The 18,324-nt window shown below is 32.7% G+C and carries 16 protein-coding genes; 7 read left to right on the top strand and 9 right to left on the bottom strand.

Annotated features, from left to right (window positions below; genetic code table 11):
- The first annotated feature begins 67 nt into the window (after positions 1-67).
- From N5E64_RS05045 to N5E64_RS05035, 3 genes are all read left to right on the top strand, one after another.
- Entirely contained in the window at positions 68-1,483 is a 1,416-nt protein-coding gene (locus N5E64_RS05045) for an L-serine ammonia-lyase (protein ID WP_180906376.1), read from the top strand.
- 264 nt (positions 1,484-1,747) lie between these two features.
- Entirely contained in the window at positions 1,748-3,625 is a 1,878-nt protein-coding gene (locus tag N5E64_RS05040) for a DEAD/DEAH box helicase (protein WP_125350223.1), read from the top strand.
- A 115-nt stretch (positions 3,626-3,740) separates the two neighbouring features.
- On the top strand, positions 3,741-5,438 hold the full coding sequence (locus N5E64_RS05035; RefSeq protein WP_219034202.1) for an AMP-binding protein: 1,698 nt from the start codon (positions 3,741-3,743) through the stop codon (positions 5,436-5,438).
- Positions 5,439-5,504: 66 nt separating this feature from the next.
- On the opposite strand, the gene N5E64_RS05030 is transcribed toward N5E64_RS05035, so the two are convergent.
- From N5E64_RS05030 to N5E64_RS05020, 3 genes are all read right to left on the bottom strand, one after another.
- Complete coding sequence (locus N5E64_RS05030) at positions 5,505-5,831, bottom strand: hypothetical protein (protein ID WP_115000004.1); 327 nt, start codon at positions 5,829-5,831, stop codon at positions 5,505-5,507.
- On the bottom strand, positions 5,821-6,165 hold the full coding sequence (locus N5E64_RS05025; protein ID WP_115000006.1) for a phage holin family protein: 345 nt from the start codon (positions 6,163-6,165) through the stop codon (positions 5,821-5,823). Before N5E64_RS05025 ends, N5E64_RS05030 begins: the two co-directional genes overlap by 11 nt.
- 63 nt (positions 6,166-6,228) lie before the next feature.
- Positions 6,229-6,588 carry a YtxH domain-containing protein gene (locus tag N5E64_RS05020; protein WP_125350224.1) on the bottom strand — a complete coding sequence of 120 codons (360 nt, stop codon included), beginning with the start codon at positions 6,586-6,588 and terminating at the stop codon, positions 6,229-6,231.
- A gap of 100 nt (positions 6,589-6,688) precedes the next feature.
- Between N5E64_RS05020 and N5E64_RS05015 the strand changes: the two genes are divergently transcribed.
- Complete coding sequence (locus tag N5E64_RS05015) at positions 6,689-7,891, top strand: pyridoxal phosphate-dependent aminotransferase (RefSeq protein ID WP_280036080.1); 1,203 nt, start codon at positions 6,689-6,691, stop codon at positions 7,889-7,891.
- 13 nt (positions 7,892-7,904) lie between these two features.
- Positions 7,905-8,924, top strand: coding sequence for a UDP-N-acetylmuramate dehydrogenase (gene murB / locus N5E64_RS05010; protein WP_280036079.1), 1,020 nt, complete (start codon positions 7,905-7,907; stop codon positions 8,922-8,924).
- A 26-nt stretch (positions 8,925-8,950) separates the two neighbouring features.
- On the opposite strand, the gene N5E64_RS05005 is transcribed toward murB, so the two are convergent.
- The 5 genes from N5E64_RS05005 to N5E64_RS04985 form a co-directional block, all read right to left on the bottom strand.
- Complete coding sequence (locus N5E64_RS05005) at positions 8,951-9,262, bottom strand: hypothetical protein (RefSeq protein WP_219034206.1); 312 nt, start codon at positions 9,260-9,262, stop codon at positions 8,951-8,953.
- A gap of 4 nt (positions 9,263-9,266) precedes the next feature.
- Positions 9,267-10,058 carry a cobalamin-binding protein gene (locus tag N5E64_RS05000; RefSeq protein WP_219034207.1) on the bottom strand — a complete coding sequence of 264 codons (792 nt, stop codon included), beginning with the start codon at positions 10,056-10,058 and terminating at the stop codon, positions 9,267-9,269.
- Positions 10,059-10,155: 97 nt separating this feature from the next.
- Positions 10,156-14,223: a glycoside hydrolase family 2 TIM barrel-domain containing protein gene (locus N5E64_RS04995; protein ID WP_280036075.1), complete on the bottom strand. Its 4,068-nt coding sequence runs from the start codon at positions 14,221-14,223 to the stop codon at positions 10,156-10,158.
- A 262-nt stretch (positions 14,224-14,485) separates the two neighbouring features.
- The gene (locus N5E64_RS04990) at positions 14,486-15,976 is read right to left on the bottom strand and encodes an aminoacyl-histidine dipeptidase (RefSeq protein ID WP_280036074.1); all 1,491 of its coding nucleotides are present in this window, start codon (positions 15,974-15,976) and stop codon (positions 14,486-14,488) included.
- A 101-nt stretch (positions 15,977-16,077) separates the two neighbouring features.
- Entirely contained in the window at positions 16,078-16,275 is a 198-nt protein-coding gene (locus N5E64_RS04985; RefSeq protein ID WP_038336338.1) for a hypothetical protein, read from the bottom strand.
- A gap of 114 nt (positions 16,276-16,389) precedes the next feature.
- Here N5E64_RS04985 and N5E64_RS04980 point away from each other — a divergent pair, with 114 nt between their 5' ends.
- Positions 16,390-16,908: a hypothetical protein gene (locus N5E64_RS04980; protein ID WP_038336341.1), complete on the top strand. Its 519-nt coding sequence runs from the start codon at positions 16,390-16,392 to the stop codon at positions 16,906-16,908.
- A gap of 9 nt (positions 16,909-16,917) precedes the next feature.
- Positions 16,918-17,151, top strand: a complete 234-nt coding sequence (locus N5E64_RS04975; protein WP_038336342.1) for a hypothetical protein — start codon at positions 16,918-16,920, stop codon at positions 17,149-17,151.
- Between the two features lie 80 nt (positions 17,152-17,231).
- Here the strand turns inward: N5E64_RS04975 and N5E64_RS04970 are convergent, their stop codons facing one another.
- Positions 17,232-18,257: a M28 family peptidase gene (locus N5E64_RS04970; RefSeq protein WP_280036070.1), complete on the bottom strand. Its 1,026-nt coding sequence runs from the start codon at positions 18,255-18,257 to the stop codon at positions 17,232-17,234.
- Between the last annotated feature and the right edge of the window lie 67 nt (positions 18,258-18,324).

Below are 18,324 nucleotides of genomic sequence, written 5' to 3'. Positions count from 1 at the left end.
AAGCGAATATGAGAATTTAACGGCTATATTTGTCTTGTGTGGAAAAAATATAAATTAAAAGTACAAAATGGATTGTATTTCAGTATTTGATATGCTCAAAATTGGCGTTGGTCCTTCAAGTTCGCATACTTTAGGTCCTTGGCGCGCTGCAGAAGCTTTTCTGAAAGAATTGGAAGCTGCATCTATCTTTAATAAAATTACTAAAGTTCGTGTAGATTTGTATGGCTCTTTATCGCTTACAGGTAAAGGACATGCAACTGATTATGCAGTAATGTTAGGGCTAAGCGGTGCTGATCCTGAATATATTCCTGTTGATGATATCTCGAATATTATTAATACGATCAATACAAATAAACAATTAAATTTTGGAAATAAATTTTTAATTGATTTTAATCCCGAAACTGATATCGTTTTCAATCGTGAATTTTTATCTTTTCACGCTAATGGAATGATGTTTACAGCTTTCTATGAGAACGAAGAATTTTCTTCTACGTTTTATTCGATAGGAGGAGGATTTATTACAAAAGAGGATGATAGTGCTACCAATACAGATGTCACTTGTGCCTTTCCATATTTATTTAATACATCAACAGAGTTATTAGAATTTTGTTCGAAAGAAAATAAATCGATTTCTGAAATCATGTTTGAGAATGAAAAAACAATCCGAACTGAAGATGAAATTCACCACGAATTAATGCGTGTTTGGAATACCATGTTAGAGTGTATGTACATTGGTTGTCATACAGAAGGTATTTTACCAGGCGGATTGAACGTGAAACGTCGTGCTTACGATATGCACAAGAATTTGGTTGGAACAACACCTTATTCTAATCCACAAGAATGGATTGCTTCAATCCGAAAAACCAAAGTATATTTTCGTCAAATTTTGAAATGGGTAAGTTGTTTTGCTCTTGCTGTTAATGAAGTAAATGCTTCATTAGGTAGAGTAGTAACAGCACCAACAAACGGAAGTGCAGGAGTTATTCCAGCAGTTTTGATGTATTATTTGGTGATCGAAAATCATAAAGCTGGTCAAAAAGAGATTGAACAATTCTTAACAACAGCAGGAGTTATTGGTTCTATCTTTAAGAAAGGAGCAACTATTTCTGCAGCAATGGGAGGTTGTCAAGCTGAGATCGGTGTATCTTCGGCTATGGCTGCAGCTGCATTATGCGAATTAATGGGAGGAACTCCTGCGCAAGTAACAATGGCTGCCGAAATTGCAATGGAACATCATTTAGGTTTAACATGCGACCCGATTGGTGGTTTGGTACAAATTCCTTGTATCGAACGTAACACAATGGGAGCGATTAAAGCGATAAATGCAGCAGAATTAGCATTGGATACAGATCCATTGACTGCGAAAGTTCCGTTAGATAAAGTCGTAAATACGATGTGGGAAACTGCAAAAGATATGAATAATAAATACAAAGAAACTTCTGAAGGAGGTTTGGCAGTTGCTGTAAATATTGCAGACTGTTAGTAATTTATTCATTATCAATAAAATAATATTATGTGTATTAATTGTAAGGATTATGAATGTGTGTTGTGTATTTCAAAAATAATCCTTACATTTGCACAGCCTTTTAGAGTTAAGGTACGGATGTTAAAGAATATTCATTTAGGGATTTTTTAGGCTGCTCAGCCATTTAATTTTATTCTTTCATATCTGTTGGTTAAATAATTTAAAATAAAACCGGTGATATGGAATATAAATGAATTTCATTATCTCGGTATCGTATCTAACATGATTACATTCAAAGAATTAGGACTTCAAGAAGAAATCCTAACTGCAATTGAGAAAATGGGCTTCGTTAACCCATCTCCAATCCAAGAAAAAGCTATTCCTCAAATCCTTTCATCAGATCAAGATGTTATTGCATTGGCGCAAACAGGTACAGGAAAAACTGCAGCATTCGGGCTTCCGGTTTTAAATCAATTAGACAGCAATTCAAAATCAGTACAAGCAATTATTTTGTGTCCTACTCGTGAATTATGTTTACAAATTGCAAAAGAATTAGAATCTTTTTCTGCAGATATGCGTGGAGTACGTGTACAGGCAGTTTACGGTGGTGCTGACATCGTTAAACAAATTAGAGGATTAAAAGATAATCCACAAATCGTTGTAGGAACACCAGGTCGTACAATGGACTTAATCAAACGTGGCGCATTAAAAATTAATGACATCACATGGACAGTTTTAGATGAGGCAGATGAGATGTTGAACATGGGATTCCGTGACGAAATCGATTCTATCTTAGAAACAACTCCAGAAGAAAAACAAACTTTATTATTCTCAGCTACAATGCCTTCTGAGGTTCGTCGTATCGCTTCAGAATATATGCACAATCCAGTTGAGATTGCTGTAAGTAAAGTAAATACTGCATCAAAAAATATCGAGCACCACGTTTACTTAGTACGTTCTTCTGATCGTTACTTAGCTTTAAAACGTTTGGCCGATTATTACCCAAATATTTATGGTATCGTTTTCTGTAGAACTCGTCGCGAAGCGAAAGATGTAGCAGATAAATTGATGCAAGATGGTTACAATGCAGACGCATTACACGGAGATTTATCACAATCACAACGTGATCACGTGATGGAAAAATTCCGTAACCAAAACATTCAAATCCTTGTTGCAACAGACGTTGCTGCTCGTGGTATCGACGTAAATGAGTTGACTCACGTAATCAACTTCAATTTACCAGATGATCCTGAAGTTTATGTACACCGTTCAGGACGTACAGGACGTGCGGGTAACAAAGGGATTTCTATCATTATCTCAGGAGGACGTGAAGCGCGTAAAATTAGAGATTTAGAAAAATTAATTGCTTCTAAAATTGAGCCTAAAAACGTACCAACTGGAGCAGAAATCTGTGAAAAACGTTTAATTTCTTTAATCGATAAAATCGAAAACATCGAGGTTGATGAAGAATTAATCGAGCCTTACATGGAAACTGTAAATGAAAAATTGGCGAACTTAGATCGTGACGATTTATTAAAACGTTTCATGACAGTTGAGTTCAATTCTTTCTTAGAATATTACAAAAACACGAAAGATATTTCTTCTGAAGGAGATCGTGGTGATAGAGGAGATCGTTCTTCTAACCGTCGTGGTGGACGTGATTTCTCTCGTTTCTTTATTAATATTGGTCAAAAACACAATTTACGTGTTCCAAACTTAATTGGTTTAATTAACGAGCAAACTCGTAATCGTAACATCGAAATCGGAAAAATTGAAATTTTACGTAATTTTTCTTTCTTCGAAGTTGATACACAATTCGAATCATTAGTGTTAGAATCTTTCAAAGATGCACAACGTGATGGAGTAGACTTAGATGTTCAAATCTCTAAACCAGAACCTAGACGTGGTGATGGTGAGCGTCGTGGTGGAGATCGTCGTCGTAATGACAGAGGAGATTCTCGCGGACGTGGTTTCAATAGCCGTCGTGATAATGACCGTGAAAGAAGTGGAGGTTATCGTGGTGGAGATCGTGATCGCGGAGGAGACAGAGGTGGATTCCGTGGAGGTGATCGTGACCGTGATTCTAGAGGTGGAGATCGTGGTGGTTACCGTGGAGGAGACCGTAATAGAACAGGAAACTCAAGAAGAGGTAGAGATTAATATATTCTCAATAAAAAATAACAAAAAGGATGATTTTATAAAATCATCCTTTTTTATTCATAAAACTTCTGTTTGAATAAATAATTTTTCTATATTTATTCAAAACCACAAATAAATGACAGTACAAGAATTGTTTAGCTCTATTCGATTATCCATCGAAGAAGAGAATTATACGCAATTAAAACAGATTAAAATTTTCAAACCAGAGAAATTCAATTGGGTGAAGGATATTTTTGAGCCTTATAATGTTGCTCAATTAGGAACTCAAAAAGGTTTAATTTGGAAGTATAATGAAGAACGAGAAGATTATACTTTTCAGAATTTAGCTGATAAATACAATCAATTTTTAAACTATTTAAGAAACAAAGGAATTGTACAAGGAGACAAAATGTTTTCTCAAGTTCCATTATTACCGATTACTTGGATTGGTTATTTGGCTTCTATCAAAGGTGGATTAATTATTATTCCAGCCGCAACAACTTTAGAAGCAAGGGATTTAACGTTTAGATTCGAGTCTTCTTTTCCAGAAGTTGCTTTAGCAGATCAAGCAAATGCATCGAAAATAGATGAAGCAGAAGCAAAATTTGATAAAAAGATTAAGGTAAAATTAATCACAGAAGGCGAGCGAGAAGGTTGGATAAATATCAATGAGTTATGGAAAGAATCTATTCAAGCTGAGGCTGCAGATACAAAACCAGACGATGATTTATTCTACTTTTTTACTTCAGGAACGACAGGAATGCCGAAAGTTGTGGTGCATACGCATTACACTTATCCGCTTGGAGGTTTCACGACTTCTTCTTGGGTTGGAATGAAAAAAGGTGATTTACATTATAATATTTCTCAACCAGGTTGGGCGAAATTCTTTTGGAGTAGTTTTTTTGCTCCATGGAATATGGGTGCGACAATTTTGGGTTATCATTCAGATAAATTTGTTCCGAAAGAACAATTACAAACCATTCAAGATTTGGGTGTAACAACTTTTTGCGCACCACCAACAGCTCTGCGTGTATTGATTTTAGAAGATTTGAAAAGTTATGATTTCAAACTTCGTCAATGTGTTGCAGCTGGTGAACCGCTTAATCCAGAAATTATAGATGTCTGGAAAGAAGGTACAGGAATTACGATTCGTGATGGTTATGGACAATCAGAATCAACTGCGATGATTGCGAATTTGCCAAATGAGAAGATTAAATATGGATCGATGGGAAAACCTGCGTTTTTATACGATATTGTGATTGCTGATGATGATGGAAATATTGTACAAGATTGCGAAGAAGGAAATATTTGTGTTGTGCATAATGAAGAAACCATCAATGGAATTTTCAAAACTTATTTGATTCAGAAAGATAAAATGGCGAAAGTTTTCAAGCATGGATTATATTATACAGGAGACAAAGCTTATAAAGACGAAGATGGTTATGTTTGGTTTGTTGGGCGTGATGATGATGTGATAAAAGCGTCTGATTTCCGTGTAGGACCATTTGAAGTAGAAAGTGCTTTGTTAGAGCATGATGCCATTATGGAAGCTGCTGTTGTGGCAAGTCCGCATGATTTGAGAAGTAATGCTGTAAAAGCTTTTGTTATTTTAGCACCTGGAAATGAAGCTTCGGAAGAATTAGCAAAAGATATTTTTAGATATACAGAAGAGCATTTAGCACGTTACAAAATTCCACGTATTGTGCAGTTTGTGGAGAGTTTACCAAAAACAATTTCAGGAAAAATACGTCGAGTGGAATTGCGTAACCAAGAAGCTGTTGATAAAAAGAATAAAACGATTATACCAAACGAATATTTTCACGAAAAATATTAGTCGAGCTTAAAATTAACACACAAAAAAACCACTTCAAACGAAGTGGTTTTTTAATATCAAATAATTTTATAATTTTTCTTCTATATATTCCTGAATTTTATTCGTAATAATTGGAACCGCTATCATAATCAATCCAGAAATTAAAATTTTTGTAATTCCCTTCATTGGATATTTTTTTGAAGCTTTATCTCCAGCCCAATTTAATGCACTTTCAACTTTAGAAGAAGTAAAACTTGTATCGGATTTTAAGTTTGTTACAAGATTAACTGCTTTATTTACAAATGAATTTTCATGTTTATTTTCAGCAACTTTCATTTGTAATTTTAGTTTACGTTTTGCCATTCGCAAATCGTCTAAATTTTTTATCGCAGACATTTGTTCTTTATTCTTCATCGTCGTCATCTTCCTGGTTAGACATAGCTTCCATCGCGTTTTCTACGGCAATATTTGTCAAGAAAAGTTTTAATTTCTTTCTAAATAGAATAGAAAAAACCATCATTAAGAAATAAATTCCAGTTACAGCAAGAAAACCTAATCCTGTATCATTAAAATAACCTCCCAAAATAAATCCTAATGCTAAACTTCCTAATAATAATAGAAACAAAGAAAATACGGCAATAATTAATACATAAATACCGCTCGCCAACATATTACTCAGCGAATCTACGAGATCGTATTTAGCTAAAGTTATTCTATTATTAATATAAACTTTTAGTTCATTAAACATAAAATTGATTTATTTCAGACAAAGTTAATTATAAATTTTAAGGAATGTTGTATTTCGAAGAAATTAAACTCCTACGTTTTCTTGAAATTCGTCTTTTAAATCTTCTTTTGTTTGGTTTGCTTTAGATTTTAAATCTTTTCCAGCTTCTTTCGCTTTTGCTACAAACTCGTCTTTTTGTTCTGCTAATTTTGATTTTACTTCGTCTAATTTAGCTTCTAATTCTTTTTTTGTTTTTTTCGCTTTATCAGAAAAATCATTCGCGTATTTGTCTAACTCTTTTTTGTATTTGTCAGCTTCTTTTTTTAATTTTTTGCGAGTGTCTTTCCCTGATTCTGGCGCATATAATAAACCTACTACTGCTCCGATTGCTGTTCCAATTGCTAAACCTGCTAATAATTTAGTTGCATTATTTAATTTACTCATAATAAAGTTTTTTTTGAGATTAAACGTTTTTTATATTTACACTTTAAAATTACAAAAACAATACCAAAGAATTCAAATCAAATTTTAAAAATTACAATAAATGTTAATATTATCTGAAAAATCACAAAATATGCCAGCTTCTCCAATCAGAAAGTTGGTGCCATACGCAGATGCAGCGAAAAAAAGAGGAACGAAAGTTTATCACTTAAATATTGGACAGCCCGATATTGAGTCGCCAAAAGCTGTTTTAGAAGGATTGAAAAATTTTCCTTCAAACATTATTTCTTATACGCACTCAGAAGGAACGTTGGAATATCGTCAGGCTTTGGCAGATTATTTTACAAATCGCGGAATTGAATTAACGCCAGAAAATTTTATTGCAACATTAGGAGGTTCGGAAGCTTTATTATTTATTTTCGGAATTATTGCAAATCCAGGAGATGAAATTATTATTCCAGAACCTTTTTATGCAAATTATAATGGATTTACATGTGAAAACGATGTAAATATTGTTCCAGTTCCATCTACAATCGAAAATAATTTTGCTTTACCATCTGTTGAGGAGTTTGCAAAAAAAATTACAGATAAAACACGTGCGATTTTAATTTGTAATCCAGGGAATCCAACAGGTTATGTATATTCGAAAGAAGAATTAAATCAATTGAAAGATTTGGTTTTAGAGCATGATATATATTTAATTGCGGACGAAGTTTATGCAGAATATTTATATACAGAAGAAGAATTTACATCTGTTTTAAGTTTCCCAGAACTGAAAGATAATGCAATTGTAATTGATTCTGAATCGAAACGTTTTTCTTTATGTGGAGCACGTTCTGGAGCTTTGATTACACGTAACGAGAAATTCTTAAAAGCTGCGATGTTATATGCTCAAGCGCGTTTAAGTCCAGTTGAAATTTCTCAGTACATTGCAACATTAGCACACAGAAACGTAGGAACTTATTTTGAAGATTGTCGTACAGAATATTTAAAACGTCGCAACACTTTGGTAAAAGGTTTACAACAAATTCCAGGTGTTGTTTGTCCAAATCCAAAAGGAGCATTTTATTGTATGATTCAATTACCTGTAGATAGTGCAGAAAAATTTGCAATCTGGTTATTAGAATCTTTCTCATCAAATGGAGAAACAGTAATGTTGGCACCAGGAGCAGGATTTTATTCAACTCCAAATTCAGGAATTCAAGAAGTTCGTTTGGCTTATGTTTTGAAAGAAGAAGATTTGGTTCGTTCTGTCGAAATCTTGAAAGAAGCTTTAGAACAATATCCAGGAACAATTAGATCATAAGAAAAATACGAAGATGGAAATCATCGAAAATTATTCATTAAAATTATATAACACATTTGGAATAGAAGCGAAAGCAAAATATTTTGCTGATGTTGCAACTATTCAAGATTTGCGAAAAGTTTTGGTTTTTCGTCGTCAAAAAGATTTACCTATTTTATTTATAGGAGGAGGAAGTAATATGCTTTTTGTAGACGATTTCCCTGGAATTGTGTTAAAACTGAATTTGAAAGGAATCGAAATTATCAATGAAGATGATGATTTTGTGTATGTAAAAGCGCAAGGAAGCGAGAATTGGCATAATTTTGTTGAATGGACGTTGCAAAATGATTTCGGAGGATTAGAAAATCTTTCGTTGATTCCTGGAAATGTTGGTACTGCACCGATGCAAAATATTGGTGCGTATGGCGTAGAGGTAAAAGATTATATCGAAGAAGTTCAGACATTAGTTCTGGAAACGGGTGATGAACGTACTTTTACAAATGAAGAATGTCAGTTTGGTTATCGCGAATCTGTTTTTAAAAATGAATTGAGAGGTCAATATGTCTTGGTGGCAGTTACGTTTAAACTGACAAAGAAAAATCATAAACTTCATGTTGATTATGGTGCAATAAAATCTGAATTGGAAAAGGAGCAAATTTTTGATCCAACGATTCAAGAAATTAGTGCAGCTGTGATCAAAATTCGTCAAAGTAAATTACCAGATCCTTCGCAAATAGGGAATTCGGGAAGTTTCTTTAAAAACCCTGTGATTTCGAATGAAGAATTTGCTGAGATTGAAAAACTTCATCCAGAAATTTCTCATTTCAAAACTGATTTAGGTGTAAAATTAGCTGCTGGTTGGTTAATAGAACACGCAGGTTGGAAAGGAAAACGTTTTGGAGATACGGGAGTTCACGACAAACAAGCTTTGGTCTTGGTGAATTATGGAAATGCAACAGGACGCGAAATATATGATTTGTCTGAACGAATTATAGAAGATGTGAAAGCCAAATATGGCGTAACATTGGTTAGAGAAGTCAATATTATACAATAAATTAAATCCCGCTTTCAGCGGGATTTTTATTCTTCTTCTTTATTGATTTTTAATTTAGAAATTCCAATTATTAATATAATTCCGAATGCTATGTATAAAAGTTTTTCGAGAATATTTGTTACTATATTTAGTTCATAAATTGAAACACCAAGATATTCTTTTATAGATAATCTTATTATTGATAATAGTAATATAGAAATTGTTATGAAAATTAGATAATTACTAAAACTTATTTTTTTTCCGTGAGCAACAATAGAAATAATTAATAATAAAATATCGAATACGAAGTGAAGGACTAAAATTACTTTAGTATACAAAATTAAAAAATCCGGATCCATATATTTATTTATAATTTGTAATAATCTCCACAATTTTATCCAAACCATCGGTTAAAGCAGCAGGACCAGGTTGTAAAATCAATTCAGATTTTATTTCGTATAAATGATTTTGTTGAACTGCTTTTACATTTTCGAAACCAATACGTTGTTTTACTTTTTCTGGTTTGAACATTTTACCACACCAAGAACCAATAATAATTTCAGGGTTACGTTCAATCACTTGTTCAGCCAACAAAATACGATCTTTAGCCAAAGCTTTATTTTTGAGTTCTGGAAAAGCTAATTTTCCTCCAGCAATTTCTATCAAATCATTTACCCAAGCGCTTCCCGAAATAATTGGTTCGTCCCATTCTTCAAAAAAAACTGTTGGATGATAGGGAAGGAGAGCAGCTTGTTGTTTTACTTCTTCGAGTTTCTTTTCATAAGATTCAACTAATTTTAATCCTTTATCTTGGCAACCAATCAATGAAGTAAATTGCACAATCATATTTAAAATTTCATCAACTGTTCGGTGATTAAAGATAAACACATTGATTCCTCTTCTAATTAATCCTGCTGCAATATCTGCTTGTAAATCCGAATATCCTACAACTAAATCTGGTTTCAAATTGATGATATCTTCAAATTTAGCATCTAAAAAAGTTGAAACTTTAGGTTTTTCTTTTCTTGCTTGTGGCGGACGATAGGTAAAACCACTAATTCCTACTAAACGATGTTGTTCATTAATGTTATACAGAATTTCAGTTCCTTCTTCGGTTAAGCAAACAATGCGTTGAGGATATCGATTTGATGACATTTTGGCTTGATGTTAAATTGATGTGAGGTATAAAAATAAGAAATTCATACCATTTGTATGATATGAATTTCTTTTGAAAAAACTATGAGTAAAAATGTTAGTTAACTAAAACTCCAAATTCGGATCCAGCAGCGTAATCTTGTCCATTCTGAGAACTTAAAGCTGTGAAACGGATATATCTTCCGCGAATTGGTTTGTCGAACAAAATTGTTTGCAGTTTAGTGTTTTTCTCGAAAGAACCTTCTTTGATAGGGTTACTCCAATTTTTTCCGTCTAAACTAATCTGAATTCTATAATCTTTTATATTTCCATTAGCTCCATCTTGACGAGGTAAATATGTAAATCCTTTAATCATCTTGAATTCTCCTGCATCAAAATCAACCCAATGAGGATATTGCGCAACAGTGACAGAATACATCGTATGCCAAATAGAGCTTGGATTACGATCTACAAGATTTGCAGCATCTCCTTCTCCAGTTTCTTGACTTGAAGCAAAAACAACTTGTAACGGAATCGTTTCTATTTTAGTAAATTTTGAAGAAACTTTAATGTTCGGATTATTTTTATCCCAAGTAACAATTGTATTCGCATCTCTCAATTTGAAAGGTTCTGTATACTTCGTTTCTTTTCCATTCCCGATTTTGTAATACAAATCTGCATGTTGATTTTGGCTCAAAATTGTAACTTCCCCAATTTTGTTTCGTGTAATAAGAAGTGGAGAATCTCCTGCTCCTTTTACTTTTGCTTGCGTTGAATAATTATTGCTTTGAACAGGACGAATAATAAATCCAAAAGTTGTTGCGTTTGGTTTTACACGATCTTGTTCTAATGGTGGTCCTTGCCCACAACTATTTCCTCCAAGCCCTGTAACACCAGCATCTAAATGCATATACGTTCCATTACTTTTTGGTAATTGATAGAAATGAGGCGTTTGCGTTAATTCTAATTCGCTCCAAGGCAAAACAGAAGTTGACATCAAATCTTTGCTTACAAAAACAACCCCATTTCCAGAAGTATCAGTTAAAGAACTCCATCTAACTTCCTCATTATTACTCATACTTTGCGGATTTGGCCACGGTACAAACTGATCTTTCACTGTACTTTTATGAAATTCAATATTCTGAGCGGTTTTACGATCTGCATAATTATTAATCGGACCGCGTCCGTAATAGTTGTAATTGCTCAAATTTTCTGGTAATTTCAATTCATAACCTAAACGCGCTAAAGCAAGCGATTCGTCATTTGAAGTAATACTTGACGATAATTCGATTGAACCATCTGGATAAATCGTCCAAACTTGATTTGAAGTAAATTTGAAATCATTTTCCCCAAATACTTGGTCTTTGTGTTCTTCGATCTTATATGTTCCAGAAGTACCTCCTAAAAGTGATGCGCTATTTGGCGCTTGTGATTCTACAACATACGATAATACAATTGCGCCATCTTTTCTTGTGTAAGAAGTTGATGATAAAACTTTGTGTTTTAAATTATGTAAACCTTTTTGAAACCATTGCTGATACGCCCAGTTGTCATTATCCATTGGTGCACGATAAGCATCTAATTTTGGACCGTCACCATCTTTAATAATCGTTTGGTTATTATAATTTAAACTATAAATAGTTCCAGTTTGATTATCAAATTTTACAGCGAAACCATTTCCACTAATTGTTTTTAGTTTTTCTGAATCTGTTATGGTAATTTGATTTGTTTTTTGAACTTCTTGAATTGTCGGAATTTGTTCTGCAGCTTTCACAAAAATTTGTTCTTCCATTTGAACATAATCTTTCTTCGCCCACAATTGATCATGATTTTGCTTGAATTGAATTTTTACAAAATACTCTGATGTAGGTTTTAATTTTGATTGATTAATTGGTAAACGAACGATTTGTTTTTCGCGAGGACTAATGATTTTTTTAGGCTCAATAAAAGCTGTACTTCTTTCAATTTCGATTCCATCTTCGTATAAAGCCCATTCTGGCGTGTAATCTTCTAACGAAATGAAATAATTTTTATTAAAAATTTCGATTTCACCATTCAAGATATTTGCAGGTTTTACACCAACATTTTGATAGACTTTTTTAACTTCCCAGTAAGAAGGTTTTTCCTTTAAATCAGCGAAAACTAATCCATTGTTTACAAACGTTCCGTCATTTGGTTTATCCCCGAAATTACCTCCGTAAGCGAAGAATTTTTCGCCTGTCTTTTTATCATAATAATACATTGCTTGGTCAACCCAATCCCAAATAGCACCTCCCATAAAGAAGTTGGTAGATTCCATTGCTTCCCAATAATCTATCAGATTTCCAGCTGCATTTCCCATTCCATGCGCATATTCAGAAATATGGAAAGGATATTTTAACTTATAATTTCCTTGTACAGCACCACGAACCCAATTGATAGAAGGGTATTGATTAGATCCCATATCAACAATTGCATTATTTCGCTCGTATTGAACAGGACGAGAAGTATCAATTTTTTTGATTGCATTGTAGGCTTCAACAAAATTATTTCCAGGACCAGCCTCATTTCCTAAAGACCAAATAACGATAGAAGGATGATTGATTGTTGCATGAACCATCTCTACATTACGTGCCACGTGCGCATCTCTCCACTCTTTTGGATGAGAGATTGAAGCTTCACCGTAGTAATATTGGTGACTTTCTACATTGGCCTCGTCCTCTAAATAAATCCCATATTTGTCGCATAAATAATACCAATAAGGATCATCTGGATAATGTGAGTTACGAACATGGTTAATATTTGCACGTTTCATCAACTTAATTTCTTCTTCCATCTGTTGACGTGTCACAACTTTTCCTTTTTCAGGATTTGTTTCGTGGCGGTTAACACCTTTCAGTTTTACTGTTTTTCCATTTACATAGAAATAACGTCCAGCCAAACCAAACTCATCATCTTCAGCTTTTGTATCTTTAATTTCAACCTTTCTAAATCCTACATTCGTCGAAACTGTTTCGATTGTTTTGTTCTTTACATCTTTTAATTCTCCAACTAACGTATAACGATAAGGACGCTCTGCTGACCAAAGATTTGCATTCTTTAGTTTTAGTTTTAGTTTGTAAATAGATGAAGAATTAGGATTGATTGTAACTGCATCAGAATTGATAATATATTCAGTTGTTGCAATTTTTTCAGTTTCGTCGCTGTATAATTTATTTTGATAAAGTGTATAAGCAATTTTATAACCTTTTGCGACTTTATTTGATAAATTTCTAATATCAGCCGAAATATTTAGTTCACCATCTTTATAGTTATTCGTTACATCAGGAATTACAACCAAATCTCTAACTTGGATTTTCGGTTTTGATGTTAATGAAACTGTACGAAAAATTCCTGGCAATCTAAACATATCTTGTGCTTCTAAGAATGAAGCGTCAGAATTCCTATAGACTTCAACTGCTACAGAGTTTTCACCTTTTTTATTTAGATAAGGTGTAATGTTAAATGAAGCTAAATTTCTAGAATTTTTAGAAAAACCAACATATTTTCCATTAATCCATAAGTAGAAAAATGAATCTACTCCATCAAAATTCATGTAAATATCACGTCCATCCCAATTTTTAGGAACATCGAATGTACGTTTGTACGAACCAACTTCATTTCTATAAATATATGTTGTCCAATCTTTATTTGGCTCTCGCATTACACCTCCTTTCCAATCATCAACTTTTACAGCATGCTGAAAAATAACTTTTTGATTGACATAAATTGGAACACCATATTTTAAATCTCCATTTTTCTGTATTCCAAAAATATTCCAACTCATCGGGACAGGAACATCAGCCCAAGAAGAGGTATCAAAATTGTTTTCGTAAAAATTTTTCGGTCTTTCGTTTGGGTTTTTAACCCAATTAAATTTCCAAGTACCGTTTAAATTCATCCAGTATGAGCTATTTTCTGGTAAAAGTTTTACAGCTTGATTTTGATTCTCAAAAGAGAAAAAATAGCTTTTAGGTAATTCTTTGTTGAAGGATAAATTCATTGGCGATTCCCATTCGTTACCGTCTGGAGAATCTTTCGTTCCGTAATTGAAGCCCCCTAAATTATGCGTAAAAGGATTTTCAATTGGCGGATTTGTTTGTGCAAAAGTTGTCTGAACAACAAGTGCAGAAACAATAACTTTACTGTACTTTGTTATAAGATTCATTTTTCAATAAGCATTTTTAATCACGTGTTAAACAAATATAGTCTAGATTATTAAATGATTATGCTTATTTGAAGAAGTAAAAATAAGGTGATAAAATTGTAAATAATTGTTTTTTAATCTTATGAATGATTAATGATTTTTTTTCTAAAATAAATAGAATTATAGAAAAATTTTAATTTGATTAAAAGAATTGTTTAAAAAGTATTATTGTAAAAAAAGACCACTTGCAAAAGTGGTCTTTGGATTAAGTTTTCAGCTTAAATTATATATTTTTTGAATTTGCACAGCTGTAATCAACTGAACCATCGTTTGGAATATCTTTTAAAATATCTAATAAATAATTCCAGAATTTTTGTACAGAAGCAATTTCTACTTTTTCGTCAGGAGAGTGAGCACCAGAGATGTTTGGACCAAAAGAAATCATATCCAAACCTGGATAATTTGTTCCAATAATTCCGCATTCTAAACCTGCGTGGCAAGCCACAACTTTTGGTTCTTCTCCAAATTTTGAAACATAAATTCCTTTCATCAATTCTAAAATTTCAGAATGAGTATTTGCTTTCCAACCTGGGTAAGAACCAGAGAATTTAACCTCAAAACCACCTAATTCGAAACCAGCTTTTAATGTTTGTGCTAATGCTTCTTTACCTGATTCTATAGAAGAACGCGTTAAACATAAAACACGAGCGTTTCCGTCAATAACTTCTACGCGAGCCACATTGTTAGATGTTTCTACTAAACCTTCAACATCTGGACTCATTCTGTAAACACCATTGAAAGCTGCCATAATTGTTTGAACAAAAACTTTAGAATCTTGTGCTGACATTGCAGAAGTCGCATTAGTAGATTCTAATGTAATTACCATTTTAGGCTCTTTTGTTTCGTATTCTTCAATGATTTCTGTACGTAAAGTTTCGTAAGACGCTTTGAAAGCATCTACTTTATCCGCAGGAATCACAACTTTAGCCCAAGATTCGCGAGGAATAGCGTTACGTAAACTTCCACCTTCCATGTGCGCGATTTGTAAACCAAATTCAGTTGCAGCATTTAATAAACGAACAATCAATTTGTTCGAATTTCCTAAACCTTCGTGAATTTGCATTCCAGAGTGTCCACCGTTCAAACCTTTTAATGTTAAGGTAAAAGCAGTTCCGTTAGTAGCTTCTGTAGTGTAAGCTTTTGTCGCCGTTACATCAACACCACCAGCGCAACCAATGTCTAATTCATCATCTTCTTCGGTATCTAAGTTCAACAAGATTTTCCCAGATAAGAATCCAGCTTTCAAACCTAAAGCACCAGTCATTCCAGTTTCTTCGTCAATTGTAAAAAATGCTTCAATAGCTGGGTGAGGAATATCTTTCGATTCTAAAATAGACATAATTGTCGCAACTCCAATTCCGTTATCTGCACCTAAAGTTGTTCCATTTGCTGTAACAAATTTATCATCTTCAATGTACATTTCAATTCCTTGTGTTTCAAAATCGAATGTTACATCGTTATTTTTTTGACAAACCATATCCAAGTGCGATTGCATGATCACTTTTTTACGGTCTTCCATTCCTGGATAAGCAGCTTTTTTGATTAAAACATTTCCTACTTCGTCCGTTTCGACAGGTAAACCTAAATCTTCACCAAATTTGATGATAAACTGACGAACTTTTTCTTCTTTTTTAGAAGGTCTTGGAACTGAGTTCAATGCTGAAAAGTTTTTCCAGATTGCTTTTGGTTCCAAATTAAGAATATCGTTATTCATTGTTTGTTTTTTTATTGTTCCTCAAAGTTACGGAATTGCAACAATATAGTTTTTAAAAAAATGATGATATTAAACTTACATGTGTAAGTATCTAGAGTTAATTACTTTTTGCTTTTCTCATTTAATTCAGATAACAATTCATTATTCCTTGTAAGTTCTTTTTCAATTTTAGTAAGTTGATTATTTTTCTCTATTTCAAATTGATAAACAGCATTTTGTATTGCATATTTAATTACAAAATATAGTATAACTATACTAATTAATAATCCAACTAAAATATAAATTATTGTATCTCCCATGTTATTATATTAAAATTCAAAATTAATTGAATTATTAATATAATAATTACGGTTTTACGTAAATTCAATTATTGCTTTATAAGTATGTTTGTAAATTAATTATATAAACAAATTATGAAGAAGAATCTATTATTTTTAGTAACATTTTTTATCAGTTCAATTGCTTTTAGTCAAGATATTATTAAAACTCATAAAGATGAGGTTATAAAAGGAAAAGTGATTGAGGTTAGTGATAAAGAGGTTAAATTTCAATATGAAGGCGAAAGTATGATAAATACTTTATCTAAAAATTTAGTTTCTGAAATTGATTTTGAATCAGGTAGAAATCAAAAAATATCAGACAAAGTAATTATTAATGATGAAAAAGATTGGGAGAAAGTTATAATTACAAATTTAGAATCTGATGTAAATGGATTAACAAGAGGAGAGGAGATTATGGCTAAAGCAAGTAGTGGTTGGAGTACAACTGGTGAAGGGAAAATGCAAAAGCTAGCTATGGATAAGCTAAAAAAAGAAGCTGCTAAAAAAGGTTACCACGTTGTATTGATTTTAACTTCTACAAGTAAAGGAGGTAGTTATGGAATCAGTGGAGGTACTAAAGCGAGTGTTACAGGAGTTGGATATAAATATTAAAAAAGTATAATGACAAAACCTTATAATCCTAGAAATCCATATTCTAATAGTAGTTATTCTAAAAGGCGTAGAAGAGAAGAATCTCAAAGAAGAATTCAAGAGTTTAGAGATAAAGGTATTGATGTAGATAATACTGATATGACAGGAGCTTATATTCTAATAGGAGGGCTATTCTTAATAATTCTTGGTTTTATATATTTAATAGGAGGTTCAGAAGCTGTAATTGATTGGTTTTTAATGTAAAATATCATTGATTAATTTCGTTATACTACACAAAAAATCCCTTCAATTGAAGGGATTTTTTGGCTTTATATTCTCAATAACTATCTTGTCGAAGGCATTGGAGATTCTTTGTCTACAACTGGTCTATTTTCGGCGTTTGCTAAAATCCAAATTGTATTGAAAGCCAATTTTGTACGACGCGTCAATAAATCATATTCAATTTTATCTGGCGTATCGCCTGGTTTGTGGTAATCATCGTGCACTCCGTTAAAAAAGAAAACAGATGGAATGTTATGTTTTGCAAAGTTGTAGTGATCCGAACGGTAATAAAAACGATTTGGATCATCTGGCGTATTGTAACGCATATCTAAATCAATTCCTAAACCATTGTTTGCAGCTAAAACAGCTTTGTGTAAGTCAGAAGACAACATTTCAGATCCAATAACATACACAAAATCTCTTGTTTTTTCGTTGTGCTCATAATCTACGCGCCCAATCATATCAATATTAACATTCGCAACCGTGTTTGCAAGAGGAAAAATTGGATGCTCCGAATAATATTTAGAACCTAATAAACCTTTTTCTTCACCAGAAACATGTAACAATAAAACCGAACGTTTTGGACGGATTCCTTTTTTCTCAGCTTCGCGGAAAATACGACCAATTTCCATCACAGCAACAGTTCCAGAACCGTCATCATCAGCGCCAGCATATAATTTTCCGTCTTTTATTCCTTCGTGATCATAATGAGCAGAAATCACCACAATTTCTTCTGGTTTTTCTGATCCTTTGATGAATCCCATTACATTTCTCATTTGACCTTTTACACGGCTAAAAGTACCTGCAGGAATAATTTGGAAATAATTATTATTTGGTCCATTAATTCCTAACTCTTTGTAATAATTAGAAATATAATTCCCCGCTTTTATTTCGCCTTCACTTCCAGCATTTCTACCTTCCATATCAGGCGCAGCAATGATGTAAAGCTGTTTTTTCAATTCAGCTTCAGAAATTTTGTCTGTATATTTTACAAGACTCTTTTGATATTTCTCCTGAGAAATTGGTTTTGTAGAATCACAACTTACTAAAGTAGCAGTTAAAGCAATTGCAAATAAAAATTGTTTCATGTTAATTTTTTGAATTAAATTTAAAATTAATCTAACCAAGCAGAATAAAAAAGAAAATTTGAATAAA

Source organism: Empedobacter sp. GD03739, assembly GCF_029843245.1.
GTDB lineage: Bacteria > Bacteroidota > Bacteroidia > Flavobacteriales > Weeksellaceae > Empedobacter > Empedobacter falsenii_B.
This window is presented reverse-complemented; position numbering and strand designations above follow the sequence as displayed.

What these genes read in the sequence shown, in the direction of transcription:
- N5E64_RS05020 (WP_125350224.1), bottom strand. Translation starts at nt 6,588, where the DNA reads ATGAGTAAATTAAATAATGCAACTAAATTATTAGCAGGTTTAGCAATT.
- N5E64_RS05000 (WP_219034207.1), bottom strand. Translation starts at nt 10,058, where the DNA reads ATGTCATCAAATCGATATCCTCAACGCATTGTTTGCTTAACCGAAGAA.
- N5E64_RS05040 (WP_125350223.1), top strand. Translation starts at nt 1,748, where the DNA reads ATGATTACATTCAAAGAATTAGGACTTCAAGAAGAAATCCTAACTGCA.
- N5E64_RS05025 (WP_115000006.1), bottom strand. Translation starts at nt 6,165, where the DNA reads ATGTTTAATGAACTAAAAGTTTATATTAATAATAGAATAACTTTAGCT.
- N5E64_RS05045 (WP_180906376.1), top strand. Translation starts at nt 68, where the DNA reads ATGGATTGTATTTCAGTATTTGATATGCTCAAAATTGGCGTTGGTCCT.
- N5E64_RS04970 (WP_280036070.1), bottom strand. Translation starts at nt 18,257, where the DNA reads ATGAAACAATTTTTATTTGCAATTGCTTTAACTGCTACTTTAGTAAGT.
- N5E64_RS05035 (WP_219034202.1), top strand. Translation starts at nt 3,741, where the DNA reads ATGACAGTACAAGAATTGTTTAGCTCTATTCGATTATCCATCGAAGAA.
- N5E64_RS04975 (WP_038336342.1), top strand. Translation starts at nt 16,918, where the DNA reads ATGACAAAACCTTATAATCCTAGAAATCCATATTCTAATAGTAGTTAT.
- N5E64_RS04985 (WP_038336338.1), bottom strand. Translation starts at nt 16,275, where the DNA reads ATGGGAGATACAATAATTTATATTTTAGTTGGATTATTAATTAGTATA.
- N5E64_RS05030 (WP_115000004.1), bottom strand. Translation starts at nt 5,831, where the DNA reads ATGAAGAATAAAGAACAAATGTCTGCGATAAAAAATTTAGACGATTTG.
- murB (WP_280036079.1), top strand. Translation starts at nt 7,905, where the DNA reads ATGGAAATCATCGAAAATTATTCATTAAAATTATATAACACATTTGGA.
- N5E64_RS04990 (WP_280036074.1), bottom strand. Translation starts at nt 15,976, where the DNA reads ATGAATAACGATATTCTTAATTTGGAACCAAAAGCAATCTGGAAAAAC.
- N5E64_RS05005 (WP_219034206.1), bottom strand. Translation starts at nt 9,262, where the DNA reads ATGGATCCGGATTTTTTAATTTTGTATACTAAAGTAATTTTAGTCCTT.
- N5E64_RS04980 (WP_038336341.1), top strand. Translation starts at nt 16,390, where the DNA reads ATGAAGAAGAATCTATTATTTTTAGTAACATTTTTTATCAGTTCAATT.
- N5E64_RS04995 (WP_280036075.1), bottom strand. Translation starts at nt 14,223, where the DNA reads ATGAATCTTATAACAAAGTACAGTAAAGTTATTGTTTCTGCACTTGTT.
- N5E64_RS05015 (WP_280036080.1), top strand. Translation starts at nt 6,689, where the DNA reads ATGTTAATATTATCTGAAAAATCACAAAATATGCCAGCTTCTCCAATC.